This window comes from Variovorax sp. GW458-11-26-14-LB1, from assembly GCF_059423965.1.
The window spans coordinates 78,304-104,372 of the sequence record NZ_JBWKYW010000011.1; the positions used below are offsets into that span (position 1 = coordinate 78,304).

25 protein-coding genes and 1 pseudogene are annotated in these 26,069 nt (G+C 68.6%); 18 read left to right on the forward strand and 8 right to left on the reverse strand.

Features of this window, described 5'->3' with window-relative positions; genetic code table 11:
* Positions 1–26 precede the first annotated feature (26 nt).
* The 6 genes from AC07YS_RS10390 (at position 27) to AC07YS_RS10415 (ending at position 5,007) form a co-directional block, all read left to right on the forward strand.
* Positions 27–893, forward strand: coding sequence for a dioxygenase family protein (locus AC07YS_RS10390; protein WP_493193681.1), 867 nt, complete (start codon positions 27–29; stop codon positions 891–893).
* 22 nt (positions 894–915) lie between these two features.
* Entirely contained in the window at positions 916–1,683 is a 768-nt protein-coding gene (locus AC07YS_RS10395) for an SDR family NAD(P)-dependent oxidoreductase (protein WP_495268376.1), read from the forward strand.
* Positions 1,680–2,588: a beta-keto acid cleavage family enzyme gene (locus tag AC07YS_RS10400; protein WP_492684428.1), complete on the forward strand. Its 909-nt coding sequence runs from the start codon at positions 1,680–1,682 to the stop codon at positions 2,586–2,588. Before AC07YS_RS10395 ends, AC07YS_RS10400 begins: the two co-directional genes overlap by 4 nt.
* Positions 2,585–3,580 carry a quinone oxidoreductase family protein gene (locus AC07YS_RS10405; protein ID WP_492684429.1) on the forward strand — a complete coding sequence of 332 codons (996 nt, stop codon included), beginning with the start codon at positions 2,585–2,587 and terminating at the stop codon, positions 3,578–3,580. Before AC07YS_RS10400 ends, AC07YS_RS10405 begins: the two co-directional genes overlap by 4 nt.
* Before the next feature lie 18 nt (positions 3,581–3,598).
* Positions 3,599–3,955, forward strand: coding sequence for a cupin domain-containing protein (locus AC07YS_RS10410; protein WP_070062522.1), 357 nt, complete (start codon positions 3,599–3,601; stop codon positions 3,953–3,955).
* A 62-nt stretch (positions 3,956–4,017) separates the two neighbouring features.
* Entirely contained in the window at positions 4,018–5,007 is a 990-nt protein-coding gene (locus AC07YS_RS10415; protein WP_492684430.1) for a Bug family tripartite tricarboxylate transporter substrate binding protein, read from the forward strand.
* 2 nt (positions 5,008–5,009) lie between these two features.
* Here AC07YS_RS10415 and AC07YS_RS10420 read toward each other — a convergent pair whose 3' ends face one another.
* The 6 genes from AC07YS_RS10420 to AC07YS_RS10445 all read right to left on the reverse strand — a co-directional run bounded on the left by AC07YS_RS10420 (position 5,010) and on the right by AC07YS_RS10445 (position 11,547).
* Positions 5,010–5,372, reverse strand: coding sequence for a DUF3325 domain-containing protein (locus AC07YS_RS10420; RefSeq protein WP_492684431.1), 363 nt, complete (start codon positions 5,370–5,372; stop codon positions 5,010–5,012).
* The gene (locus AC07YS_RS10425) at positions 5,369–6,994 is read right to left on the reverse strand and encodes a PepSY-associated TM helix domain-containing protein (RefSeq protein ID WP_492684432.1); all 1,626 of its coding nucleotides are present in this window, start codon (positions 6,992–6,994) and stop codon (positions 5,369–5,371) included. The genes AC07YS_RS10420 and AC07YS_RS10425 overlap by 4 nt, the downstream gene beginning before the upstream one ends.
* Positions 6,991–7,293, reverse strand: coding sequence for a DUF3649 domain-containing protein (locus AC07YS_RS10430; RefSeq protein ID WP_492684433.1), 303 nt, complete (start codon positions 7,291–7,293; stop codon positions 6,991–6,993). Before AC07YS_RS10430 ends, AC07YS_RS10425 begins: the two co-directional genes overlap by 4 nt.
* A gap of 91 nt (positions 7,294–7,384) precedes the next feature.
* Positions 7,385–9,865 (reverse strand): ferric-rhodotorulic acid/ferric-coprogen receptor FhuE, encoded by a 2,481-nt coding sequence (gene fhuE / locus AC07YS_RS10435; RefSeq protein ID WP_492684434.1) that lies wholly within the window; start codon positions 9,863–9,865, stop codon positions 7,385–7,387.
* Between the two features lie 70 nt (positions 9,866–9,935).
* Positions 9,936–10,982 carry a FecR domain-containing protein gene (locus AC07YS_RS10440; RefSeq protein ID WP_495268377.1) on the reverse strand — a complete coding sequence of 349 codons (1,047 nt, stop codon included), beginning with the start codon at positions 10,980–10,982 and terminating at the stop codon, positions 9,936–9,938.
* Positions 10,983–11,043: 61 nt separating this feature from the next.
* The gene (locus tag AC07YS_RS10445; RefSeq protein ID WP_070062515.1) at positions 11,044–11,547 is read right to left on the reverse strand and encodes a sigma-70 family RNA polymerase sigma factor; all 504 of its coding nucleotides are present in this window, start codon (positions 11,545–11,547) and stop codon (positions 11,044–11,046) included.
* Positions 11,548–12,188: 641 nt separating this feature from the next.
* Here AC07YS_RS10445 and AC07YS_RS10450 point away from each other — a divergent pair.
* Both AC07YS_RS10450 and AC07YS_RS10455 read left to right on the forward strand, forming a co-directional pair.
* Entirely contained in the window at positions 12,189–14,693 is a 2,505-nt protein-coding gene (locus tag AC07YS_RS10450; RefSeq protein ID WP_495268378.1) for a hypothetical protein, read from the forward strand.
* A 95-nt stretch (positions 14,694–14,788) separates the two neighbouring features.
* Positions 14,789–15,013, forward strand: a pseudogene (locus AC07YS_RS10455) (helix-turn-helix transcriptional regulator); the annotation flags it as partial.
* A gap of 19 nt (positions 15,014–15,032) precedes the next feature.
* Here the strand turns inward: AC07YS_RS10455 and AC07YS_RS10460 are convergent.
* Entirely contained in the window at positions 15,033–16,730 is a 1,698-nt protein-coding gene (locus AC07YS_RS10460; protein WP_062475913.1) for a long-chain fatty acid--CoA ligase, read from the reverse strand.
* 207 nt (positions 16,731–16,937) lie between these two features.
* Here AC07YS_RS10460 and AC07YS_RS10465 point away from each other — a divergent pair, with 207 nt between their 5' ends.
* The 3 genes from AC07YS_RS10465 (at position 16,938) to AC07YS_RS10475 (ending at position 19,086) form a co-directional block, all read left to right on the forward strand.
* Entirely contained in the window at positions 16,938–17,498 is a 561-nt protein-coding gene (locus AC07YS_RS10465; protein WP_495268379.1) for a CHRD domain-containing protein, read from the forward strand.
* Between the two features lie 109 nt (positions 17,499–17,607).
* Positions 17,608–18,048: an OsmC family protein gene (locus tag AC07YS_RS10470; protein ID WP_062475918.1), complete on the forward strand. Its 441-nt coding sequence runs from the start codon at positions 17,608–17,610 to the stop codon at positions 18,046–18,048.
* Positions 18,049–18,090: 42 nt separating this feature from the next.
* Positions 18,091–19,086, forward strand: coding sequence for a Bug family tripartite tricarboxylate transporter substrate binding protein (locus tag AC07YS_RS10475; protein ID WP_139705721.1), 996 nt, complete (start codon positions 18,091–18,093; stop codon positions 19,084–19,086).
* A 13-nt stretch (positions 19,087–19,099) separates the two neighbouring features.
* Here AC07YS_RS10475 and AC07YS_RS10480 read toward each other — a convergent pair whose 3' ends face one another.
* Complete coding sequence (locus tag AC07YS_RS10480) at positions 19,100–19,828, reverse strand: Crp/Fnr family transcriptional regulator (RefSeq protein ID WP_492742436.1); 729 nt, start codon at positions 19,826–19,828, stop codon at positions 19,100–19,102.
* A 142-nt stretch (positions 19,829–19,970) separates the two neighbouring features.
* Between AC07YS_RS10480 and AC07YS_RS10485 the strand changes: the two genes are divergently transcribed.
* The 7 genes from AC07YS_RS10485 to AC07YS_RS10515 all read left to right on the forward strand — a co-directional run bounded on the left by AC07YS_RS10485 (position 19,971) and on the right by AC07YS_RS10515 (position 26,056).
* Positions 19,971–20,471: an ester cyclase gene (locus AC07YS_RS10485; protein WP_223301409.1), complete on the forward strand. Its 501-nt coding sequence runs from the start codon at positions 19,971–19,973 to the stop codon at positions 20,469–20,471.
* The gene (locus tag AC07YS_RS10490) at positions 20,468–21,241 is read left to right on the forward strand and encodes an SDR family NAD(P)-dependent oxidoreductase (protein ID WP_495268380.1); all 774 of its coding nucleotides are present in this window, start codon (positions 20,468–20,470) and stop codon (positions 21,239–21,241) included. The genes AC07YS_RS10485 and AC07YS_RS10490 overlap by 4 nt, the downstream gene beginning before the upstream one ends.
* Before the next feature lie 44 nt (positions 21,242–21,285).
* Entirely contained in the window at positions 21,286–22,359 is a 1,074-nt protein-coding gene (locus AC07YS_RS10495) for an MBL fold metallo-hydrolase (protein ID WP_495268381.1), read from the forward strand.
* 40 nt (positions 22,360–22,399) lie between these two features.
* Positions 22,400–23,737, forward strand: a complete 1,338-nt coding sequence (locus AC07YS_RS10500; RefSeq protein WP_495268382.1) for an MFS transporter — start codon at positions 22,400–22,402, stop codon at positions 23,735–23,737.
* 88 nt (positions 23,738–23,825) lie between these two features.
* Positions 23,826–24,584, forward strand: a complete 759-nt coding sequence (locus AC07YS_RS10505; protein ID WP_495268383.1) for a GntR family transcriptional regulator — start codon at positions 23,826–23,828, stop codon at positions 24,582–24,584.
* Positions 24,581–25,378: a transporter substrate-binding domain-containing protein gene (locus AC07YS_RS10510; protein ID WP_495268384.1), complete on the forward strand. Its 798-nt coding sequence runs from the start codon at positions 24,581–24,583 to the stop codon at positions 25,376–25,378. The genes AC07YS_RS10505 and AC07YS_RS10510 overlap by 4 nt, the downstream gene beginning before the upstream one ends.
* Positions 25,379–25,393: 15 nt before the next feature.
* Positions 25,394–26,056 (forward strand): amino acid ABC transporter permease, encoded by a 663-nt coding sequence (locus AC07YS_RS10515; protein ID WP_062475944.1) that lies wholly within the window; start codon positions 25,394–25,396, stop codon positions 26,054–26,056.
* Positions 26,057–26,069 lie beyond the last annotated feature (13 nt).

Sequence of the window (26,069 nt, forward strand, 5' to 3'; positions counted from 1 at the left end):
AATGCAAACGATTGCAAGGATTGCAGATGAACATCGCCACCTCCCCCGATTCGGTGCTCGGCTTTGCGCTCGACGCCATGCAACGCACCCCCGACCCGCGCCTGCGCACCGTGATGGACGCGCTCACGCGCCACCTGCACGCCTTCGTCCAGGAGGTGAAGCTGACCGAGGAGGAGTTCGAGCAGGCGCTCGAATTCATCGTCGCCATCGGCCACGCCACGGGCGAGACCAAGAACGAGGTGGTGCTGGCGGCCGACATCCTGGGCGTGTCCACCGTGGTGGCGCTGCAGAACAACCAGGACCCGCACGGCGAATCGCCGGCCGCCCTGCTGGGCCCCTTCTGGCGCGCCAACTCGCCGGCCTGCGCGGCGGGCGAGAGCATCGCGCGCTCGGGCACGCCCGGCACGCCGCTGGAGGTGACGGGCACGGTGCGCGACGTGAGCGGGCAGCCGATGGCCGATGTCACGGTCGACGTGTGGCAAGCCTCGCCGGTCGGGCTCTACGAGAACCAGGACCCGGAACAGGACGACATGAACCTGCGCGGGCGCTTCACCACCGACGCGCAAGGCCGCTTCCGTTTCCGCAGCGTGCGCCCCGCCGGCTACCCCGTGCCCACCGACGGGCCGTGCGGCGTGCTGCTGCGCGCGCAGCAACGCCACCCGAACCGGCCCGCGCACCTGCACTTCATGCTGAGCAAGCCGGGCCACAAGGTGCTGGTCACGCAGGTGTTCGCCGACGACGACGAGAACCTGGAGAGCGACCCGACCTTCGGCGTGACGCGCCAGCTCATCGGCCGCTTCGCGCTCGCGCCCGACGGCGGTAGCGCGACGCTGCAGTACGACTTCCAGCTCGAACCGGGAGAAATGAAGTTCCCCCGCCCGCCGATCCCCTGATTCCGCAACTTCCCTTCATCCCATGAGCTTCGATCCCCAATCCCGACTCCACGGCAAGATCGCCGTCATCACCGGCGGCCTCGGCGCCATCGGCTACGCCACGGCCACGCGCCTGGCCGCGCTGGGCGCCACCTGCGTGCTGCTGCACCGCGGTGGCGACGACAACGCCGCCGCGCGCGCCGCCGCCCTGCCCTCGGACAGCGGCCAGCGCCACGGCGCGATCCGCGCCGACATCGTCAACACGCCGAGCCTGCAGGCCGCCGCCGCCGAGGTGAAGGCCGCGCACGGGCGCTGCGACATCCTGGTCAACAGCGCGGGCCACACGCAGCCCGTGCCGGCCGGCGACCTCGATGCGCTGACCGACGAACTCATCGACGACCTGCTGCGCGCCAACTTCCGCGGCGTGTTCGCCACCATCCGCGCCTTCGCGCCGATGCTCAAGGCGACCGGCGACGGGCTGGTGGTCAACATCTCGTCCATCGCCGGCTTCACGGGCGTGGGCAGCAACCTCGCGTACGTCGCGGCCAAGGCCGGGCTCGACGTGGTGGGCGACGCGCTGGCCAAGGCGCTGGCGCCGGCGGTGCGCGTGGTGTCGGTGTCGCCGGGCGCGGTCGAGTCGGGCTTCGTGCCCGGGCGCGGCGCCGAGTTCGCCGACAAGATGGCCAGCACCACGCCGCTGGGGCGCATCGGCAAGCCCGACGACGTGGCGGCCACCGTCGAGGCACTGGCGACGACGCTGCGCTTCGTCACCGGCACGCGCATCGTGGTCGACGGAGGGCGCCACCTGTGAAAAACGCCAAGACGCTCATCACCTGCGCCGTCACGGGCAACCTCGTGAAGCCAGAGCAGACGCCGCACCTGCCGATCACGCCGGTGCAGATCGCCGACGAATGCCTGGCCGCGGCCGAAGCCGGCGCGGCGCAGGTCCACATCCACGTGCGCCACCCGGAAACGGGCAAGCCCTCGATGGAGGTCGAGCTGTACCGCGAGGTGGTCGACCGCATCCGCCGCGAGAACCGCGAGCTGATCGTGAACCTCACGACCGGGCCGGGCGGGCGCTTCATTCCCAGCGAGGACGATCCGAAGATCGCCGCGCCCGGCACCACGCTGCTGCCGCCCGAAAAGCGCGTGGAACACATCGCGCTGATCCGGCCCGACGTGTGCTCGCTCGACCTCAACACCATGAACTCCGGCCCCGACGTGGTGATCAACACGCCGAAGAACGTGCGCCGCATGGCGAAGGTGATGCGCGAGGCCGGCGTGAAGCCCGAGCTGGAGATCTTCGACTCGGGCGACATCCACCTGGCGCTGGACCTGATCGCCGACGGCACGCTCGACGGGCCCGCCATGTGGACCTTCGTGCTCGGCGTGAAGTACGGCTTCGCGCCCACGCCCGAGACGCTGCTCTATGCGCGCAACCTGCTGCCGCGCGGCGCCTTCTGGAGCGCCTTCGGCATCGGCCGCACGGAGTTCCCGATCGTCGCGCAGTCGTGGCTGCTGGGCGGCCACGTGCGCGTGGGCATGGAAGACAACATCTACCTCGAGAAAGGCGTGCTGGCCGAAAGCAACGCGCAGCTCGTGGCGAAGGCGCGCGACATCCTGCGCAGCCTGGGCGGCGAGGTCGCCAACCCGCGCGAGGCCCGCGCGATGCTGGGACTGGCCGACACCCGCGCCGTTCAGGGAGCCGCACGATGAGCGCCATCCTTCATGAACCCCGCGCCCTGCGCGTGAACGGCAAGGCCGCCAACCTCGAGGCGCTGCACCTGGAGGCCGCGCCGCAGCCCGAGCCCGTGGCGCCGCCCGGCCATGCCGTGGTGCGCGTGATGGCCGCCGCCGTGAACCCGAGCGACGTGAAGGCCGCGCTGGGCCTCATGCCGCAGGCCGTCTGGCCGCGCACGCCGGGCCGCGACTTCGCGGGCACCGTGGTGAACGGCCCTTCGGAATGGGTCGGCCGCGAGGTCTACGGCTCGGGCGGCGATGTCGGCATCACGCGCGACGGCTCGCATGCGCGCTACCTCGTGCTGCCCGAAGCAGCGCTGCGCGCCAAGCCGAAGGGCATCTCGATGGACGAGGCCGGCGCGGTGGGCGTGCCCTTCGTCACGGCCTACGAGGGCTTTCGGCGCAGCGGCATGCCGCAAGCGGGCCAGACGGTGCTGGTGCTGGGCGCCAACGGCAAGGTCGGGCAGGCGGCGGTGCAGCTGGCCGCGCAGGCCGGCGCGCGCGTGATCGCGGTGCAGCGCGGGCCCGGGCCCTTCGCGGGGTTCGCGAGCGCGCCGGTCGACGTGGTCGATGCACGCCACCACGCCGACGTGGGCGCGCAGGTGCGCGAACTCACCGACGGACGCGGCGCACACATCGTCTACAACACCGTGGGCAGCGCCTACTTCGAGGCCGCGAACAAGGCGATGGCCAAGGGGGCCACGCAGATCTTCATCGCCACGCACGACCGCGCGGTGCCCTTCGACATCTTCGCGTTCTACCGCGGCATGCACACCTACGTGGGCATCGACTCGCTGGCGATGGACTGCGTCGCCTCCACCGCGCAGCTCGACGCGATGCGCGAGGGCTTCGAGCGCGGCACGCTGAAACCCTTTCCCGTGGCACGCCACTTCGCGCTCGACGAAGCGATCGACGCCTACCGGCTGGTGCTGTCGGGCAGCACCGACCGCGTCGTGCTGCGCCCCTGAACCTCGAGGACACCCACCATGCATGTGACCCGTTTCAGCGAGGCGCCGCACTACGAGGCGCCCAACCACTTCGACATGCGCTGCCTGCGCCTGCAGGGCAAGGAGGCTGGCCCTTCGACGCAGATGTGGATGGGCATGAGCCAGATCCTGCCCGGCGGCCGCACCGGGCTGGACGGCTCGCCGATGGAAAAGCTCTACCTCGTGCTCGAGGGCGAGCTGCACGTCGTCGGCGAACTCGACGGCGCGCACCAGGAAGACGTGCTGCTGCCCTACGACAGCTGCCGCTTCGCGCCCGGCGAGAAGCGCCAGCTGGAGAACCGCAGCAACCGCCCGGTGCTGGTGGCGCTGGTGATGGCTAACGCACCGCCCGCCTGACGCGCCCCTTTCTCAGTCAGTCATTCATCGCTCGCACCAACAAATCAACGGAGACAAGACGCATGAAGCAGACATTCCCCTGGAGCCGCCGACAGGCACTCACGGTCGCCGCGGCACTCGCGGCCTGCACGCTCGGCAGCGCCCATGCACAAGGCGCGTGGCCGGGCACGCAGCCCATCAAGCTGGTCGTGCCCTTCACGGCGGGCAGCGGCACCGACATCGTCGCGCGCCTGGTCGCCGAAAAGCTCGGGCCCGCGCTGGGCACCAGCGTGATCGTGGACAACCGCCCCGGCGCGGGCGGCACGCTGGGCGCGGCCATCGCCGCCAAGGCGCCGGCCGACGGCTACACGCTGCTGGTGCATTCGGCCGGCCACCTCGTGAACCCGTGGATCTACAAGGGCCTGTCGTACGACACGCTGAAGGACTTCACGGGCGTGACGCCGATGGCCAGCCTGCCCAACGTGCTGGTGACCGCGCCTTCGCACTTCACCGATGTGAAAGACCTCGTGGCCAAGGCGAAGGCCAAGCCCGGCGGGCTGAACTACGGCTCCGCGGGCAACGGCTCGGCCACGCACATGAATGCCGAGGTGTTCCGCCTCGCGGCCGGCGTCGACGCGCAGCACGTGCCCTTTCGCGGCACGCCCGAAGCCATGACCGAGGTGATGGCCGGGCGCGTCGACTGGTTCTTCGCGCCGATGGTGTCGGCGCTGCCGCTGATCAAGAGCGGCAAGCTGAAGGCGCTGGCCGTGGGCACCGCCGGCCGCTCGTCCGCCCTGCCCGATGCGCCCACCACCGTGGAGGCCGGCGTGCCGGGCTCGGCCTACCTGTTCTGGGTCGGCCTGTTCGCGCCCGCCAGGACACCGCAGCCCGTGGTGGAGCGGCTGCAGGCCGAGGTCGCGAAGATCATGGTGTCGCCGGAACTGAAGGAGCGGCTGGAGAAGCTCGGCGCCGAGCCTTTCACCATGCCCTCCGCGCAGTTCAACAAGTTCATCGCCGACGAGACCGCGAAGGCGCAGCAGGTGGTCAAGGCCGCAGCCATCAAGGTGGACTGACCTCAGCGCAGCAGCGCCGCCAGCACCGGCGCAAGCCCCGCACCACCGGCCACGGCGGCAGCGCCGGCGCCCCACGCCACGGCGCGTGGGCGGTACGGCAACAGCAAGGCCACCGGCAACGCACCCGCCGAAAGCAAGCCCAGCCACGCGACCGTCCCGACCGTCGGGCCCCACGCCATCACGCAGGGCACGATGGCCGCTGCCAGCAGCACCATGCCGATCGCGCGCAAGCCCGTGCGCCGGCGCGCGGGCACTTCGCGTCCGCGCGTCAGCTGCTCGTGGTGCCGGTCCATGGCAAAGCTCAGGCACGACATGCCTGCATACGCCAGCGCAAGGCCAAGCAACGAAGCCCATGCCGCCGTCATCGCGCCACCTTCCGCAGCAGATGGCGCAGCGCGCCCAGCGCCGCAAGCCCGAAGGCCACGACGCCCAGTTCGACGCCGAGGCTTTCCCAATCACTGCGCAGAAACTGCGCCAGCAAGTGATCGCCCGTGGTCACGAAGTTGAGCACCGGCAACAGCAGACACAGCGCAGCCAGCGCACCGAGCTGCTCGCGCCACGCGCGCGCCGGCTGGCGCACGAAGGCGTGCACCAGCGCCAGCGCCCACAGCGCGAAGAAGACCTGCAGTTCGCGGTCCGCGCGGTGCCCGATGCCCACCGGCACCAGCCGGTTGGCCCACAGGTAGCCCACGCAGGCGATGGCGAGGCCGGCGATGGCCGCGACGTTCAGCGCTTCGACCAGCCGGTAGACCCGCGCCGTCGCGCCACCGAACTCGCCCAGGTGCTTCTGGCGGCGCTTGACGATGAACAGCACGGCGCCCGAACCCATCATCGCGGTGCCCGCGAGCCCGCACAGGAAGTAGAGCCACTTCATCGGCCAGCCGCCGAAGGTGACCATGTGCAGCCCGCCCATGGCCGACTGCGCGAGCATGGCGGCCCCTCCGTCCGCGGCGCCCGGCAGGCGCACGCGCTGCACCTCGCCGGTGGCGGCCGAGAACTGCACCATGCCGGTGGTGGCGCTGAGCCGGCGCGCGGATTCGTCGTCGCCATTCCAGCCGTACACGCCGATGCGCGCAGCCGCGTCGCCCGGATGATCAATGACGACCGCGCGCACCGGCTGGCCCATGCGCTCCTGGCCGCGCGCCGCGAAGGGTTCGAGCACGGGCACGGGCATCGCGCGGCCGGTGGCGGCGGGCTTGTCGCTGTCGCCCAGCTCGGAGACGAAGCGCACCTGCGCCTGCGGGCCGGTGCCGTAGTGCAAGACCTTGGGGGCCGGCATGAAGCTGGTGCCCGAGATCACGAGGCCGGTGTAGGCGATCATGAACTGGAAGGGCAAGGTCAGCACCGCCACGGCGTTGTGCGCATCGAGCCAGCTGCGCTGGCCTTTCTTCGGCCGGAAGGTGAAGAAGTCCTTGAAGATGCGCTTGTGCGTGATGACGCCCGACACCAGCGCCACCAGCATCGCCATCGCGGCGATGCCGACGATCCACAGGCCGACGGTGCCGGCGTGCAGCTCGTAGTGGAAGTCGACGAAGTGATGCCCGCCGAGCGTGGCGCGCGCCGCGTGGCCGCCCTCTTCCTTCAACGGCTTGCCGGTGGCGGGGTCGAGCGCGACGCCCGCGTACTGGCGGTTGGCGTCGAACCAGAACACGCGCAGCTCGCCACCGCCTTGCGCGTCCGAAGGCCACAGCTCCCACATCGAGGCGCCCGGGTGGTGCTCGGCCATGTAGGCCATGCCCCAGGCCAGGCGCTGCGCGCGGTCGACCGTGGGCTCGCCCTTCTCCTTCTTGGCTGCAGCGGCGGCTTCCTCGGCGTGGTGCTCCGGCGTCATCCAGTGGGTGATGGGCTCGTCGAACACGGCCAGCGTGCCGGTGAGGAACACCGCGAACAGCAGCCACGAGAACCACAGGCCGCACCAGGTGTGCAGCCAGGCCTGGGCTTGGCGAAAGCCCCCTTGCGAGGGCGCCTTGGTTGTCTTCGTGCTCATGCCCCGCCTCCCGCGCCGCGCAAGGCCAGGCCGAGCCCGGCCAGCACCACGGCGGGCAGCAGCAGGCCGGCCCAGGCGCGCGACAGCGACACGGGCGCGAACGCCCAGATCACGGCGACGGTGTAGACCGCGAAGCTGAACTGCATGCCCCCGAGCGCGGCCTCGGCGGGGCCGGCCGGCAGCACGGCGGCCAGAAAGACAGCGGCGGCCGAGGCCAGCGCGTAGCCGCCGAGCACGGCGGCCGCGACGCGGGACAGCAGCCGCAGGGCGGGAGAAAAAGAGGAGGTGCGGGTGTTCATCGGGGACCGGAAAACGGGGCGCGGACATGCGCCCCTCCCCTACATGACAAACGAGAACGAAAAAAGGGTCATGCCCCCCGCTCTTTCCCGGTCAGAACGCGTAGCTCAGCGTCGCCACCGCATTGCGCGGCGTGCCGAAGTAGGCCTGCCCGTCGATGTTGCTGTAGTACTTCTTGTCGAAGAGGTTCTCGATGTTCAGCTGCAGCGCCAGCTTGGGCGTGAAGGCGTAGCGCGCCATCAGGCTCACGACCGCGCGCGAGCCCTGCTGGTAGCGCAGGTCGACATCGCCCACGCTGTACGCGTAGGAGGTGCGGTTCTGCCAGTTGACGCCGCCGCCCAGCGTGAGCCGGTGCCACGCGCCGGGCAACCGGTAGGTGGTGAACAGCGTGGCCTGCGTGGTCGGCATGGCGGTGTTGATGCGGTTGCCGTTGCCTTCGCGGCCCAGCGTGCGCGCGATGCCCGCGTTCAGCTGCCAGCCCGGGGCCAGCTCGCCCGACACCTGCAGCTCGATGCCCTTGCTGGTCACGCCGCGCGCGCCGTAGTAGGCGCCTTCGCTCGAGTTGGGCACGAGCTTGGTGCCGTCGCGCTGCGCCACGTTCTCCTGCTCGGCGCGAAAGACGGCGATGGAGGTGTTGAGCTTGCCATTCAGGTGCTCGCCCTTGAGGCCGATCTCGTAGCTCTTGCCGGTCACCGGGTCGAGGTACGCGCCGCCGGCGTCGCGGTAGCTCTGCGGCTGGAAGATGTCGGTGTAGCTCGCGTACACCGAGTAGTTCTCGCTCAGGTCGTACACCAGGCCCGCGTAGGGCGTGAACACCTCGTGCTTGCGCGTGGCCGGTGCGTCGGCGGTCAGGCGCGTGGAGCGCCAGCTGTTCTGGCGCCCGCCCACGATGAGTTTGAGCGAATCGGCCAGCGACAGGCGCGCGGCGCCGTAGTAGCCGGTCTGGCGCGTCTTGGTGATGGCCGAGACCTTCAGCGGGTCCCAGCCCGGCTCGGGGTACGACGCAGCGTTCCAGTCGTAGAAGTTGCCGGTGTCGGGCAACGCGCTGGTGCGCGGATGGCTCGCCTCCACGTAGCGCGACTGGCTGTTGCTGACACCCACCACGAGTTCGTGCGTGCGCCCCAGCAACGTGAACGGGCCGGTGGCCTGCAGGTCGAGGCTGTTCTGGCGGAACTGGTGCTCGAAGTAACCGGGCAGCGAGCCCAGGCCGGTGCCGGTGAGGCGGTCGAGGTCGCCGTAGAGGTACAGCAGCTTGGCGTTCTGCTTGCTCTGCCGGTGCGAGCCGTTGGCCTTGAGCTTCCAGCCGTTGTCGAACTGGTGCGTGAGGTTCGCGAAGGCGGTGGTGGTGGTCGCGTCCCAGTGGGTCCACGGTGTGCCGACGGTCTTGGAGCGGTCCCAGCGCGTGGCTGTGCCGTCGCTGAAGGTCAGCGGCAGGCCGCCCCAGGTCGACGAGGTGGGCCGCGTGGCCTGCGACTCGATGCCCACGCTCAGCGTGGTGCTGGGCGTGAGGTCGGCATCGACCACGCCGTACAGCACGTGCTTGCGGCCGTGGTACATGTCGATGAAGGAGTCGCGGTCTTCCGTCATGCCGATGAGGCGGGCGCGCACGCGGCCGTCTTTCGTCACCGGCGTCTGCAGGTCGACCGTGCCGCGGCGCAGGTTCCACGAACCCAGCGCGAGCGACGCGTTGCCGGCGAACACCTTGCTGTCGGCGTGCTTGCGCACCAGGTTCACCGAGGCCGAGGGGTTGCCCGCGCCGGTGAGCAGCCCCGTCGAGCCGCGCACGACCTCGATGCGGTCGTACAGCACCGGGTCGTTGGTGGAGGCGCCGAAGAAGTCGGTGGTGACCGTGGTCGGCACGCCGTCGTACTGGTAGTTGTCGATGTAGAAGCCGCGCGCGTACAGGTCGGTGCGGTCGCTGTCGGAGCTCACCGAGAACACGCCGGGCACGCTCTGCATGGCCTGGCCGAGCGACAGCAGGTTCTGGTCGTCGATCTGCTGGCGCGTGATGACGGTGACCGACTGCGGCGTCTCGCGCGGCGAGAGCGCCAGCCCCGTGGCCGCCGCCGTGGCGCGCGTGGTGTAGCTGCCGGTTCCTTCGGTGGTGCCGCTGCGGTCGGCCTCGGCCGTGACGGTGACGGGCGAGAGCGTGTCGATGCCGCCCTGCCCCGCAACAGGTGCGCCGGCCTCGCGGCGGTGCAGCGTGTAGCTGCCGTCGGTGCGCGCCACCACCTGCAGGCCGCTGCCCGCGAGCAGGCGCTCGATGGCTTCGCGCGCGGTGTAGCGGCCGGCCACCGCGGGGCTGCTGCGCCCCTGCGTGAGCGCGGGGTCGAACGACAGCGCGATGCCGTTGCCGGCCGCGAAGGCGGCGAGCGTGCGGCCCAGCGGGCCGGCGGGAATGTCGTAGGCGCGGGGCGCGGCGGCGTCAAGCGAGGACGACGACGCCTGCGCGAAGGCCGGCCCTCCTGCGCCGGCCAGGCCGCCGAGGGCAAGCGCCATCAGGGCATGGCGAAGGACGGTGTTCAGGCGGCGCTCTGCGAACGGGCGCAAGGCGGACGGGCGGGGTGCAGACATGGAGACGGGCCTTTCGGTTGGGCAACGGTGGGTTCTTCACCCTCCTTGCCAGCCGAAACGAAAAAAAGTCTCACCCCCGGATCGATATATTTTTCGAAGCGCCCGTCGCGCGCTCTTCGGGTGCCGCGCGCGGCACGAGCGTGACCCAGTAGCCGCGCAGGCGCGTGGCCGCATCCACCGGGTAGGTCGACACCAGCATGCGCAGCACGCCGTCGGTGTCGGCCAGCGGAAAAGCGCCCGAGACGCGCAGCTCGGCCACCGCCGCGTCGCACTGCAGCAGGCCGGGGCGGTAGCGCGACAGCTCGGCGGCGAAGTCGGCCAGCCGCATGCCGTCGGCCAGCAGCATGCCTTGGGTCCACGCCAGCACCGAGGCGTCCGCCGGGCGGAAGTCGTCGATGCCGTCGGCCGTGAAGCGGGCCTGCTGCCCCGCCGGCAGCACGCGCGCGGCGGCGCGCTCGGGCGTGATGCGCACCGCGCCTTCGAGCACGGCGATGTGGGTGACGCCGCCCGCCTCCTTGCGCACGCTGAAGCGCGTGCCCAGGGCCTCCAGCGTGCCGCCGGCGCTGGCCACGCGGAACGGGCGGTGCGCGGCGGCGGGGTCGGGCGCGGTGGCGATGAAGATCTCGCCCGCCTGCAGCACCACGCGGCGCTGCGTGCCGTCGAAATGCACATCGACCGCGCTGGCGGTGTTGAGCGTGAGGCGGCTGCCGTCGGCCAGCCGCAGTTCGCGGCGCTCGCCGGTGGCGGTGCGGTGCCCGGCCATCCAGCCGCGCTCGCCCGCCATCTCGACCGCCTGCCAGCCGAGCCAGCCGGCGGGCACGGCCGCCAGCAGCGCGGCCAGCCGGCCGAGGGTGGCGCGGCGGTTGTTCGCGTTGCCGCGCGCGGGCCGCGCGAGCGAAGACATCGCCAGCGCCGGCGGCAGGCCGCCGAGCTTGTTCATCAGCTGCTCGGCGCGTGCCCAGGCGCGGGCGTGGTCGGGGTGGCTCTGGCGCCAGCGCTCGCAGGCGCGGCGGTCTTCGTCGGTGACGGCGCTGTCGTGCAGCCGCATCAGCCATTCGGCGGCTTCGTCAAGCACGCGAGGCGCAAGTGCTGACGTTTCGAAATTCATCGCGCTCATCAGAATGCCTTCGTGCTTCGCACTTCGGCGCGCGCTTGCTTGGGGCGGCCCGGCGCGGCGCTCATGCCATCACCGCCAGGCAGCCCCGGAAGCCCTGCTGCATGTAGCGCTTGACCGTGACCAGCGACACGCCCAGCTCGCGCGCGATGTCCTCGTACTTCATGCCGTCCAGCTGCGACAGCAGGAAGGCCCGGCGGGCGAGCGGTTTGAGGGCGTCGAGCATGGCGTCGATCTCGTGCAGCGTCTGCAGGATCACCAGCCGCTGCTCGGGCGACGGCGCCTCGGGCTCGGGCATGACGGCCAGCGCCTCGAGGTAGGCCCGCTCCAGCGCCTGGCGCTGGTACCAGTTCACGAGGATGTTCTTGGCCACGCTCGTGAGGTAGGCGCGCGGCTGCACGATGACCTCGGGGTTGCGCGCCGTCAGCAGCCGCGCGAAGGTGTCCTGCGCCAGGTCGGCCGCGTCGCACGAGTTGCCGAGCTTCTTGCGCAGCCACGACTGCAGCCAGCCGTGGTGGTCGCTGTAGAGGGTGTGGACTTGCTGGAAGGCGGCTTCGGCAGCGGACATGGCGGGCGGCACGGCGGCGGGGGCTCCGCCTACAAATAAGAATTATTCTCATTTTAAGCAAAAAGGCTGCAGTGCTGCCCTGCCTCTTGCTTCGGGCACCCGTGTGTTGAATTCCGCCGGTCTCCTACCCTAGATTTCCATTGAATGCTGATTTGAGCTGAAGGCCTTACGGTGGGGATAGGTGCTTGGCGTTCTCCTTGTTAGGCTGGGTGGGTGGATCTGCCGCAGATCGCACCGCTATTTCCGCGTTTTGGTTGCCTCAGTCGCAAGCCAAGTCGCGAGCTTCCTAGCGCAGGGATCGAGCTTGTTTGAGCTCGTCCGCCTAGCGTCGCCGCCTCCCGGGTACTTCTTTACGGTATTGCGAGACATGCCTGCAAGCCAGGCTATCTCGCAAATGGGCATCTGCTCGCGCAGGAGTCCGGTGTCCGATGACACTCAAGGTCGCCGCGTCTATCACTTCTCGGATCTCTGATTTAAGAATGTGCAGGGGACGGTTTTGCGTGGGTCACGTCTTAGACGGAAATTACTGCGTTAGCTGGGTCAATTTTCGGCAGCAATCACCACCCGACTCGCCCGCGAAGCCACGCCGCGCGTCCATCGGTCTATGGCGTCAAATTTCCTCGACTTAAGTAGGATGCGCCATGAACAAGCCCGAGCCGAAAATTAGAGCAACCCCACGTGCCCTTCGCGTCGCCTACGTGCTGGAGGATGGCATTGACGCACACGCTTGGCTCGATGCGATTTTCTCGCACTGCTTCAGCCGCGATGGTGGCCGGCAATCTCTGATCGTTCCGTTGACGGACGGTCAGATCTCGGCGCGATTCAAGGCCTGGCTGCGCTTGCTCGATCCAGACTTCGTGGTGCTGCTTACCTACGACAACGGCGGGTTAGTCCAGGAGCTGAACGCCCTTCTGAGCGATACCGTGCTGCTCGAACAGCAACGTCATCGAGATCGACCAGAAGCGCATCCGAGGATCGGCGTCGAGAGACCAGTGGGCCTTACCGCACTCTCCTGGTTGCCTTTTCTGAAAACCGTTTCCGGATTTCAGCCTGCACCTCCTACACAAATTCTGGATTGCTATCCAGTGTGGGTCGACGATGGACTCATCAAAGACAACTTCGGAACCCTCTCGGGCAGCGTGAATGGATTCCCAATGAATCAGCAGATTGGTTTGCGCAGCCTTCTCTTGACACCGGAGAATCCCCCCGCGGATCGGTGGCACTTTCGGTCTATCGACGGAGACGAGGTACAAGATGCCTACGCCGCTCTCGAAAGCTTGGGGAGCCGTCGCGGATTAGCGACGCTTGGGCAACTGTCAAACCTTCGCGCGCAACCACACAGACTCGAACATCAATGGACTGAAGGCTTCTGCTTGGTGGTCGGTGACGCCTTTGAAGATCGCGTCTCCTGCTGGAATGCAGGCCTTCTATTCGAAGACGCGCAGAACCAGCGTTACAAGACGCTGAGAGTTCCAGCAGCTTCCGCAGTCGATGCCGAGAAAACCGCGAGGATCGGCTATTTTTTGCGCAATGCCAACTGGATCGCAAGCACAAATGGACCGCCTCGTGTTTTCGTCAGATCTCAATCGATCAACGCTACCGACCTCGAGGAGTTCGTGGCCCGCTTGCGAGAAGCATCGAGATCCACTGTCACGTTTGCAGCGATTTCATCGACAGAAGATTGCTGTCCGTCAGATGCAGTAGGCGGCCGGATGGCCTTCAACTACTTCAGAAATGGACCGGCTACGGTGGAAACAGTGATTTCCGGCTCTACCGTAGCGTTGAACGCTCCGCAGCCGATGCAGCTTTCCTATTGCAGGGGCCTGCACCCGATATTTTCTCTGGGCGCATGGTTCGTCGACTTGTCAATCGACCGCTTGAACGATACCGGCCGTTTCAGCAATATTCGCGAGGCTTGGTCGCTGCCGAGCAGACATCAGTTGGTTCGCTACTTCTGTGAAGCTGATGGCGCCAGATTGAAAGGTTTCGGAGTCGTCTCGTTGCCGGTCACGATTGACTCACGCGCACTGGAGATCAAACAACCCGAAGATAGCGTCGTCTTTCAGAGTCTCTTGACAGAAAAGGGCTACTTTGAGCACCGAGACTTGCGGAGGTGGCAAATTAAGGAGGCTCCCTATAAATACGCCGAGTCCTCTGACAAGGGGAGCTACCTTCAGGGCCTGATTGGGATGTTCGGGTCATTAAGTGACATCGAGCGCACGATGAGCACGCACTTCTGGCGCAAGCAGTTCGAAGGTATGGCGGCTCCAGCGCAAAGCCAACGCGATGAGGTGATCAAGGATATTCAACTCCGTATGCGAGCACGAGACGGAAAATTGGTGATCGACGATGAAGCCGGTTGGCAGAACCTAGCGCAGCGAATCGTACAGAAGGCAAGCAGGCTAAAGGTGCCACGTCAACGGACGCGCTACGACAAGCTCTTGGCGGCATGGACAGAGGAACTTACAGCGGCAATCGAGAGCGCCGACGACTTGAAGCAACGCAGGGAAGAGATGCTCGGCGAGCGCGAGGATGAGCTGAAGCGGTCGCTAAGTTATCTTTTCGAGCGCAGCGTCATGTACCGCGGCCACGAATGGAGTTGCAGGGAATGCCGTCACCGCAATTGGCTAGGCGTGGAAGCATTGAAAGAAAAAATGCCCTGTGAAGTCTGTGGTCACGAGCACCCGCTTCCCGTCGATATTTCTCTTGACTTCCGCATGAACGAATTTTTCGCTACGTGCCTTCGCGAGCACGATACGTTAACTGTCGCCTGGGCTCTTGGTGCCCTGCAGCAGCAAGCTAAAAACTCCTTCATATATGTCCCGCAAACCGCCCTCTATCGCGACTACCCTGAAAACCAAGGCGGTCGCGCTGATCGCGAACTCGACTTGGTCTGCGTCATGGATGGCAAATTCACCATCGGTGAGGTGAAAGCGGGTAGCGAACTCATTGCGAAATCTGACATTGAAGACCTTGCTGCCGCAGCGAAAGAGGTCGGTGCAGATATCGCGGTGTTGGCGGCCATGAAAGGAGAGCGAGCATTGATGGAGTCGAAGGTACAGGCTCTCCGAGAACTGCTGCCTTCCACTATCGAGGCTAAGTGGTTGATATCGGACTGGAATGAGGAACCGTCGAGCTACCTATGAATCTTGCGGCCGTGGGGTAGTTTCTGGCTTGCCTGACGACTGCTACGCGTGGCAATCGAAAGCGTCGTGTGACTTTAACTTCTCCCCTTCGGCCCGCACGCTCCGCGTTCTTCGAGCGCTTCTCGCGCGCCGTGGGCCTGCCGCCGATGGAATACCTGCTGGCGTGGCGCATGGCGCTCGCCAAGGACCTGCTGCGCCGCGGCGGCTGTGCGCCGGCGGAGGTGGCCGCGCGCGTCGGCTACAGCTCGGCCAGCACGTTCAGCACGGCGTTCAGCCGCCATGTGGGCCAGGCGCCGGGGCGCTACGCCCGCCAGCCCTAGCAAGGACAAGGGCGACGGCTCAGGCCGCCGTGCCTTCCTTCTCCTGCAGCAAACGCCACATCACCTTGCCGCTGCCACTCTTGGGCAGCGCATCGACGAACTCCACCTTGCGCGGAATCTTGTAGACCGCCATGTTCTCGCGGCACCAGTCGATGATCTGCTGCTCGGTCGTGTCCTTGTGCGTGGCGCGCAGCACCACCACGGCCTTGACCGATTCGCCGCGGTAGTCGTCCTTGGTCGAGATGACGCAGGCCTCCTGGATCGCGGGGTGGCGGAACATCAGCAGCTCGACCTCGGCCGGCCACACCTTGAAGCCGCTCGCGTTGATCATGCGTTTGAGGCGGTCGGTGATGAAGAAGTAGCCCTCCTCGTCCATGCGGCCCATGTCGCCCGAGCGGAAGAAGCGCTTGCCCTCGAACTCGACGAAGGCGGACTTGGTGGCGTCGGGGCGCTTCCAGTAGCCCTGGAACACCTCGGGGCCGTGGATGATGATCTCGCCCGACTCGCCGATGGGCATCTCTTGCAATGTGTCGGGGTCGACCACGCGCGCGTCGGTGCTCATGAACGGGATGCCCAGGCACTGCTGCTTGGGGTGGTCCGAGGGGTTGGTGTGCGAGGGCGCTGCGGTCTCGGTGAGGCCGTAGCCCTCCTGGTACTTCAGGCCGTACTGCTCGAACAGGCGCTGCGCCACGGCCTGCGGCATGGCGGCGCCGCCGCCGCCGATGTGGGTCATGCTCGTGAGGTCGTAGCTCGCGAAGTTGGGGCTGGCCATGAGGTCGATGACCATGGTGGGGATGTTGGTCCAGCTCGTGACCTTCCAGCGCGAGATGAGCCGGCCCGCCACGTCGCGGTCCCAGCGCGGCATGATGACCAGCGTGGCCGCCGCGAGGATCGAGGTGTGCATCATGCTCACCACGCCGGTGATGTGGAACATCGGCACCACGGCCAGCACCACCGCCTCCGACGTGGCCTGGCCCCAGAGCTGGCCGGCCATCGCGTTGTGCATGAGGCTCGAATGGTGGTGCACGCAGCCCTTGGGCAGGCCGGTGGTGCCGCTGGTGTAGGGCAGCAGCGCCATGTCGTTGGCGCCCACCACGTGTGCGGGGGCCGGGTGGCCGGCCGCGAGCGCGTCGGTCCACGCCATGACCTGGCCGTCGGCCAGCGCGGGCAGCGGGTGGCGCGTGCCGAGCCAGTCGGCCCAGGCCGGCGCGGGGGCGTCGTCGCCGGTCACGCCGGCATCGAAGGCGTCGGTGAACTGGCTCACGATGAGGTGCGACAGGCGCTGCTCGGGCGGCAGTGCGTCGCTGGCCTTGGCCAGCTCGGCCGCGAGGTCGCCGGTGGTGATCGCCACCTTGGCGTCGGGGTCGACGATGTAGTGCTTGAGCTCTTCGGCCCGGTTCATCGGGTTGACCGGCACCACGACGGCGTTGGCGCGCAGGATGGCGAAATGCGCGATCACCAGCTGCGGGCAGTTCTGCATGTTCAGCACCACGCGGTCGCCGCGCTGCACGCCCAGCGCATGCAGCGTGCCGGCCAGCCGCTCGACCTGGTCGGCCACGTCGCGGTAGCTCAGCACGCGGCCGAAGAAGACCAGCGCGGCCTTGTCGGGGTAGCGCGCCGCCGAGGTGGCCAGGTTGTGCCACAGCGAGGTCGCGGGGACGGTGATCGAATGCGGGAGGCGCTTGGGCCAGAACTTGTAATGCGGGCGTGGTTGCATGGTCTGTGAACAGGCAAAGGAGGAGGAAGGAGAGGGGAAAGAAAGCGGTGCGAAAAGGCGCAATGCGCCAGCCTAAGCCGCACCGGCCGCCGCTCCCATCGGGGAAGCCCCCGGGGCGTCACCTTGGCGACGCCCATTCTTCGTACGTCGGGTAGGCACAGCGCATCGGCTATCGTGCGGGCTCCGCTTCACCCGTACCTGTCTGCCATGCCTGACCCCGCCCGCACTCCCCTGCGCCGACGCATCGCCCTCTTCGGTGCCGCACTGGCCGCCCTGGCCGCGGCGGGCTGCTCGCGGGTCCCCCGGTTCGGCATGTCGGCCCCCGCGACGGACCAGCCGTCCAAGGAACCGCCGACATGGTTCGTGGCCGACTGCTGGCTCGGGACCGAGGACGTGGTCCCGCCGCACAAGGGCAAGGCCGGCGGCTCGGCGGCCGGCACGCTGACGCTGGCCACCGGGGTGTTCGAATGGCGCGTGAACGCCGCACGCCTGAGCGGGCCGGCGACGGTCGTCGGCTTCTACGGCCCCGCCGCCACGGGCAGCAATGGCCCGCTGGCGATCCAGCTGCCGCTGCCCAGCGAGGGGGAGCCGCGCAACGACGGCACCGGCGCCGGCTACGAGCGGACCGGCACGAGCCGGTTGACGCCCGCGCAGATGGCCGACCTGATGGCCGGCCTCTGGTACGTCAGCGTGTCGACCCAGGCCTGGCCGGGCGGCGAGGTCCGCGGACAGCTCAAGCGCAGCACCTGGGGCGTGCACGGCGGCTGACGTCGGCCCCCGATGCGATGCGCTCTGCGACTACAGACAGGCGCGGATTTCGGAGCGATACCTGCGGTTCTCCCTCCGATCCACCCTCCACCTGACTGAAGGAATGTCCATGGCAGCAGACAAGCACGCAAGCGTTCATTGGGAAGGCGCCGGCAAGACCGGCAAAGGCCTGGTCAGCACCGAGACCGGCGCCCTCAAGGACTATCCCTACGGCTTCGCCAGCCGCTTCGAAGACGACCGGCGCGGCACCAACCCCGAGGAAATCGTCGGCGCGGCCCATGCGGCCTGCCTGACGATGGCCTTCGCCTTCGCGCTGGAAGCGGCGGGCCTGACCGCGACGCGCATCGACACCAAGGCCGCCGTGCGGCTGGCCAAGGACGGCGCCGGTTTCAAGATCGACCGCATCCAGCTCGAACTGGACGCGGCCGTGCCGAACCTCGACGAAGCGAAGTTCCAGGAAATCGCCGCCGCCGCCAAGGCCGGCTGCCCGCTGTCGAAGGCGCTGGCGAGCGTGCCCGAGATCACGCTGAAGGCCACGCTGGCGAGCTGACCGCGCTGCTTATGATCGTCTCCACAAAAAAGGAGACGGATCATGAGCAAGCCCACCCGGACCGCATCGGCGGTCCTTTCTTTCGCCCTCGGCGCGTTCGGCGCATTCGGCGCGTTAGGCACCACGGCGGCCCTGGCCGCCTACCCCGACAAGCCGATCAAGGTCGTCATCGGCTTTCCGGCCGGCGGCCCGCTCGACCAGCATGCGCGCCTGTTGACCGACAAGCTGCAGGCCGTGCTCGGCCAGCCGCTGATCGTCGACTACAAGCCCGGCGCGGGCGGTTCGGTCGGTGCCGACTTCGTCGCCAAGAGCCCGGCCGACGGCTACACGCTGGTGCTGGCCAACACCGGGGTGGCGGTGATCAACGGCGCGCTCTACAGCAAGCTGCCCTACAACACGCAGCGCGACTTCGTTCCGATCGCGCGCACCGCGATGCAGCCGCTCGCGCTCCTGGTCACGCCCAAGCTGCCGGTGCAGAACCTCAAGCAGTTCATCGACTACGCCAAGGCGCGGCCGGGCCAGGTCAACTACGGTTCGGCGGGCAACGGCGGCATCAGCCACCTCGTGCCCGAGATGTTCAAGACCGCGACCGGCCTCTTCATGGTGCACATCCCCTACCGCGGCAGCGCGCCGGCCTTCACCGACCTGATGGGCGGGCAGGTGCAGTTCATGGCCGAATCGATTCCGCAGGCCGCCAATTATCACAAGCAGGGCAAGGTGCGCGCGCTGGCCGTGACCAGCCGCGAGCGCAACCCCGCGCTGCCCGACGTGCCGACCGTCATCGAGTCGGGCGTCAAGGGCTTCGAGGTGGTGGGCTTCTACGGTTTCCTGGCACCGAAGGACACGCCCAAGGACGTGGTCGCCAAGCTCAGCGATGCGTTCAGGCAGGTGCTGACCAGCCCCGAGGTGCGCGAGCGCATGGTGAGCCAGGGCGCGGACCCGGCCTACCTGGGCAGCGAAGACTTCGCACGCTTCCTCGCGACGGAAACGCCGCGCTGGGACAAGGCGGTGAAGGCCTCCGGCGCGCGGATGGACTGACCCCCGCTGGCGTTCAGCGCGGCGTGGCCGCGTGCCGCTCCAGCTGCGCGCGGTCGAGCAGCTCGATGCTGCGGTAGCGCACACGCAGCGTGCCGTCTTCCTCCCACAGCTTGAGCTGGCGGTTCACGCTCTGGCGCGACACGCCAAGCATGAACGACAGGTCTTCCTGCGACACGCCCAGCAGCGTGCCGCCACCGTCCTGCGCCGGCGCGACCGCGCGCGCGTCCAGCGTGAGCAGCCGGTGCGCCAGCCGCACGGGCAGCGGCATCAGGATCACGTCGTCGATCCAGGCCAGCGCCTGGCGCAGCCGCAGGCACACAAGCCGGGTGAAGGCCATGTGCACGTCGGGATGGTCAGCCACCAGCCGGTGGAAGTCGGCCGCCGCGACCACGGCCATCTCGGTGGTGTCGACGGCGCAGGTGTCGTAGACGCGCTCGCGCCCCACCAGCAGCGAGACCTCGCCGAACCAGTGGCCCGGCTCGAGCATCGCGATCACCGCCTCGCGCCCGCCCGACGCCACCACGCTCACGCGCAACGAGCCGCTGACCACGCCGAACAGCGCGTCGGGCGATGAGCCCTTGTGGAACAGCGATTCGCCGCGCACCAGCGTGCGCCGGTGCGCCACCGCGAGCAGGCGCTGCTGCACGTCGTCGGCCAGCCGCATGTCGCTGTTGTGCACGGGCGAAGGCTGCGCGTCCGGCTCGGCGGGGCTGGCGCTGGAAGAAGGGGAAGAGCGTGGCATCGCGGGTTTGTCCGGGGCCTCGATTGCCAACACCGGACAGTCTGGCTTCGAGGCGCTGTCGATAGTACGCAGGCCACCCGGGTCGACGCATTCGCGGCAACCCGATGTCCCCCGTCACCCCTGTCGCATGGAGCACACCCCGATGACCACACTGACCGACCTGCAAGCCCGCCGCGAGCGCCTCGTGCTCGACCATTTCGCCGACGAGACCCGCCAGGACTTCGACGCGGTGCTCGGCACCTTCCCGCACCCGCACTACGAGCTGATTCCCAGCGGCGAGGTGCACGACGGCATCGCCGACGTGCGCCAGTACTACACCGACACGCGCCGCGCCTTCCCCGACCAGCGCCACGAGATCATCCAGCTGCGCCATGCCGACGATTCGGTGATCGTGGAGTTCTGGCTGCTCGGCACGCACCGCGGCCCGCTCAAGGGCCTGCCGCCGACGGGCAACAGCTTTCGCTGCCGCATGAACGCCTTCTTCATCTTCGAGGGCGACCGGCTGGTGTGCGAGCGCGTCTACTTCGACACGCTGACGATGCTGCGCCAGCTGCTGGTGGGCGTGCCCCCGGAGATGGTGGGCGGGCTGGTCGCCGGCCTGCTCGGCCAAACCGCCCCGCGGGCCGAGGCCGCCACGGCATGACCGGCACGCTCGCCCGGCCGCTCGAAGGACGCCATGCGATCGTGACCGGCGGTGCGCGCGGCATCGGCCTGGCCATCGCGCGGCGCTGCCTCGCGAACGGCGCGAGCGTCGCGCTGTGGGACGTCGAGGCCGCGACGCTGGCGGAGGCCATGGCGCAACTGGCGCCGCTGGGCACCGTGGTCACAGCGTTGGTCGACGTGCGCGACGAAGACCAGATCGCCCACGCGGCCTCGCAGTCCCAGGAGCGCTTCGGCCGCGTCGACATCCTCGTCAACAACGCGGGCGTGCTCGGACCGACCGTGCCCGCGTGGGAGCACACGCCCGCGCAATGGCGCCACGTGCTCGACATCAACCTCACGGGCGCCTGGCTGTGCTGCCGCGCCGTCGCGCCGCTGATGCTGGCGCAGCGGCGCGGGCGCATCGTCAACATCGCCTCGGTCGCGGGCAAGGAAGGCAATGGCTTCAACGCCGCCTACTCGGCCTCGAAGGCCGGGCTCATCGCGCTGACCAAGTCGCTCGGCAAGGAGCTGGCGTCGTCGGGCGTGCTGGTGAACTGCATCACGCCGTCGGCGGCCGACACGGCCGTCTTCGCGGACGTGCCCGCCGAGCACCGCGAACAGCTGCGCACCGCCCTGCTCTCGCGCGTGCCGATGGGGCGCTTTGTCGACGTCGACGAGGTGGCGGCGATGGCCGCGTGGCTGGCCTCGGACGAGTGCTCGTTCAGCACCGGGGCGGTGTTCGATATCTCCGGAGGGCGCTCGATGTACTGAGCGACGCACCCGGAAGCCCACGCATCCAGACACAGGAGACGACCATGACCCGAGACCCCGACCCCACCGGCTTCGCGCAGATCACCGAGCTCGACGGCACGCGCCACGCCGCCATGCCGCAGGACCGCCTGCGCGCCATCCGCCACGGCGCCGAAGCCCTGCGCGAGCGGCTGCTCGATGCGCCGCCCGTGCACTTCGCGCGCAGCTTCAACCTGCTGCGCATTCCGTACCCCGCGTGGTTCGCCTTCACCGGCGTGTACTCGCAGCAGCTGCTCAAGCCGCACATGGTGCATCTGCTGGCGCGCACCGTGCTCGTCCAGTACGACGACTTCGAAGGCCGGCTGCGCACACTGCTCTTCACGCCGGCCGACTTCGAGGCCGGCAACGCAACGCCCTACTTCAAGCGCCTGAGCGACCAGACGCCGAAGTTCCTGCACAAGGCGATCGCGCCGGTCTACCAGACCGTGCTGCAGGCGCTCGCCGGCTGCGGCGTCGCGCCCGAGCAGATCGACCACATCACCTACGACCACCTGCACACGCAGGACGTGCGCCGCTGGCTCGGCAGCGCGGGCGCGCCGGGCCTGCTGCCGAACGCGAAGCTGCTGGCGCATCGCCAGGAACTCGCGAACGTGCAGGGCCTGCTGCCCGTGCAGGCGGAGTGGTACTGCCCGCACGGCCTGGACGGGGTGCCGGCCGAACGCGTCGTCGCCTTCGACGGCAGCCTGCAGCTCGGCCCCGGCGTCGCGCTGGTGCACACGCCGGGGCACACCGAAGGCAACCACTCGCTGGTGTACCGCACGGGCGACGGCCTGCGCGTGAGCAGCGAGAACGGCGTGTCCGCCGACAGCTGGGCGCCGCTGCAGTCGCGTCACAACGGCATCCGCCGCTATGCGCAGGCCACGGGCGCCGAGGTGATCCTCAACGGCAACACGCAGGAGAGCAGCAACGACCAGTACCTGTCGATGGTGTTCGAGAAGACACTCGCGGGCACCTCGGCGCTGCACGGGTTCAGCAACGTCGTGCCGTCGGCCGAGTGCTCGCCGCACTGGCTGTTTCCGGGCGCGCCGACGAGCCACCTGTGGGGCGAAACCAGCTTCGGCGCGCTCGTGCGAGCCTGACCTGCCAACACGCGCACAAAAAAGAGAAGGAGACACACCGATGAACACCGCCACCCTCGACGCCGCCGCCGGCGCACGCACGCCGGCTTCGGCCGATGCGCGCGACGACGCCGCGCTCTTTCGCAAGATCACCTGGCGGCTGATGCCGCTGCTGTGCGCCTGCTACGTGCTGAACTACCTGGACCGCACCAACGTCGGCTACGCGCAGCTGCAGATGAAGGACCAGCTGGGCTTCAGCGACGCGGTGTTCGGCCTGGGCGCTGGCATCTTCTTTCTGGGCTACGCGGTGTTCGAGATCCCGAGCAACCTGATGCTCGCGAAGATCGGCGTGCGCGCCACGCTGCTGCGCATCATGGGCCTGTGGGGCCTGGCCTCGGCGGCGATGATGTTCGCCACCACGCCCACGCAGTTCTACGTGCTGCGCTTTCTCATCGGCGTGTTCGAGGCCGGCTTCGCACCGGGCGTGCTGTTCTACCTGACGCTGTGGTTTCCCTCGCGCCGCCGCGCGCAGGCGACCGCGCTCTTCTTCATGGCCTTCGGCGCGGCGCCCATCGTCGCGGGGCCGATCGCCGGGCTCACGATGACCTACCTGGACGGCGTGCTGGCGCTGCGCGGCTGGCAGTGGCTCTTCCTGCTCGAAGGGCTGCCGAGCGTGTTGCTGGGCGTCATCGCCTTTCGCACGCTGTCGAACAGCCCGGCGCAGGCGCCGTGGCTCTCGGCGACCGAGAAGCAGCGCGTGGCGCACCTGCTGGCCGAGGACCAGGCCGCGCACGGCGCCACCGGGCGCCACACCTTCGGCGCGGCGATGCGCGACGGGCGCGTGTGGCTGATCGGCTTCATGTCCTTCCTGATCATCCTGGGCATCTATGCGCTGTCGTTCTGGCAACCGACGATCCTGAAGTCGATGGGGCTCAGCGTGCTGCAGATCGGCTTCTATTCGGTGATTCCCGCCGTGGCGGGCATCGCGGCCAACATCGTCGTGGGGCGCCACTCCGACCGGCACCAGGAGCGCCGCTGGCACTTCGCGCTGGGCGCGCTCGCGGGCGCGGCCGGGCTGGCGCTGACCACGCTCTTCATGCACAACCCCGTGGCCGCCGTGCTGTGCCTGGCGCTGGCGTCGATGGGCATCTCGAGCGCTTTCACCGTGCTGTGGGCGATTCCCGGCAGCTTCATGTCCAAGAGCGCGGCGGCGGCGGGCATTGCGCTCATCAGCACCATCGGCGGCAGCGCGGGGCTGGTGGCGCCGATGATGGTGGGCGCGCTCAAGACGCTCACGGGCGGCTTCACGGCCAGCCTGTATGTGCTGAGCGGCGCGCTGGTGCTGTCGGCGCTGCTCATGCTGCTGGCCCTGCCCCGCAGCGCACTCGGCCAGCGGTAGCGCGCACCGCCGGCGCACCACGGCCGGCCCATTTCGGTGCACACGGCTTGCATACCAGTTGGCACGGAAGCTGCTGATATGCAGGCCTATGGCCATCTCCGCATCCGAAATCAGTGCACGCATCGTCGAAGCGGTGATGGCGCAGAAGCTCGCGCCCGGCGCGCGCCTGGGCGAGCAGCCGCTGGCGATGCTGTTCGACTGCAGCCGCACCATCGTGCGCGAGGCGCTCACGCGGCTGGCCGCGCGCGGCATCGTCACGGTGAGCGCACGGCGCGGCTGGTTCGTCATCGAGCCCTCGCAGGACGAGGCGCGCGAGGCCTTCGAGGCGCGGCGCGTGATCGAGCTCGGGCTCATCCGCAGCACAGACAAGATCGACAAGGCCGCCCTGCGCCAGTTGAAGGCGCACCTGCAGCGTGAAAAGGCCGCACTGAAAGAGAGCGACGTCGGCCACCGCAGCTTCCTGCTGGGCGACTTCCATGTGTGCCTGGCCGAGTGCCTGGGCAACACGTTGCTGGCCGACACGCTGCGCGACTTCACCGCGCGCACCACGCTGATCGCCATGCTCTACCAGAGCACGCACGACGCGGTGCAGTCGTGCGAAGACCACGTGCGGATCGTCGCGGCGCTGGAGCGCGGCGACCACGCCGCCGCCGAGGCGCTGATGGCCAAACACATCGGCACGGTGCAGTCGGCGCTGCGCGTGCAGGCGCCCGCCGACCCGCTCGCGCAGCTGCGCGATGCGCTCGCACCGCTGAACAACACCCCCGCGCCGAAGCGCCGCCGCAAGGCCGCGCCCGCCGACGACGCCACCACCGATTCATCGACCTACCTAGGAGCCCTGCTATGACCTCTTTCGCCACCCGCCGCTTCGCCCTCGCGCTGGCCAGCGTCGCCCTGCTGGCCGCCACCGGCGCCGCCCAGGCGCAGAACGCGCTCGACAACGTGCTCAAGGCCAAGACGATCAAGATCGCCGTGCCCACCGACTACCCGCCCTACGGCTCAGTCGACCGCAACATGCAGCCGCAGGGCCTGGACGTCGAGATGGCGCAGCTCGTCGCCGCCAAGCTCGGCGTGAAGGTCGAGCTGGTGCCGGTGACCAGCGCCAACCGCATTCCCTACCTGCAGACGCGCAAAGCCGACCTCGTGATCTCCACGCTCGGCAAGAACGTCGAGCGCGAGAAGGTGATCGACTTCAGCGCGGCCTACGCGCCCTTCTTCCAGGCCGTGTATGCGGCCAAGAGCATGAAGCTCACGAGCTTCGCCGACATGGCCGGCAAGACCGTCGCCGTGACGCGCGGCGCCATGGAAGACCAGGAACTGAACAAGGTGGCGCCGCCGAACGTCGACTACCGCCGCTTCGAGGACAACAACGCGACGATCGCCGCCTTCGTGGCCGGCCAGACGCAGACCCTCGCCACCAGCGCGGCGGTAGCCGGCGACATGCTCGCGAAGAACCCGAAGGTGAGCGCCGAGTACAAGCTGCTGCTGAAAGACAGCCCCTGCTTCATCGGCATCGCCAAGGGCGAAACCGCATTGAAGACCCGGGTCAACGAGATCATTGCCGCCGCCAAGAAGGACGGCACGCTCGACGCGATGTCCAAGAAGTGGCTCGGCAAGGCCGCCGGCGACCTGCCGGTCTGAGCGAAGGGCGCGGCCATGGGCATTGAATTCGACTTTGGCGCCGTGCTCGCCGAGTGGCCGCTGCTGCTGCGCGGCGTGGCGTGGACGCTGGGCCTCACGGCCGTGGGCACCGTGCTCGGCCTGGCCGTGGGCACGCTGTGCGCGTGGGCCCGTTCGGGCGGGCCGGCGTGGCTGCGCGCGCTCGTGGGCGCGTACGTAGAGCTGATCCGCAACACGCCCTTCATCGTGCAGCTGTTCTTCATCTTCTTCGGCCTGCCGGCCGCGGGCGTGAAGCTCTCGCCCGAGGTGGCGTCGGTGATCGCGATGGTGATGAACCTGGGCGCGTATTCCACCGAGATCATCCGCGCCGGCATCGAGGCCACGCCCAAGGGGCAGATCGAGGCCGCCGTGAGCCTGGCGCTCAGCAAGGCGCAGGTGTTCCTGCGCGTGGTGCTGCCGCCGGCGCTCAAGAAGGTGTGGCCCGCGATGGTGAGCCAGATCGTCATCGTGATGCTGGGCTCGGCGGTGTGCGGGCAGATCTCGACCGAAGAGCTGAGCTATGCGGCCAACCTGATCCAGAGCCGCAACTTCCGCGCCTTCGAGTCCTTCATCGTCGCCACGCTCATCTACCTGGCGCTGGCCGTGGCGCTGCGCCGCCTGCTCCAGTGGGCGGGGCCGCGCTTCTTCTTCGGCCGCTGAACGCGAGGCCCTT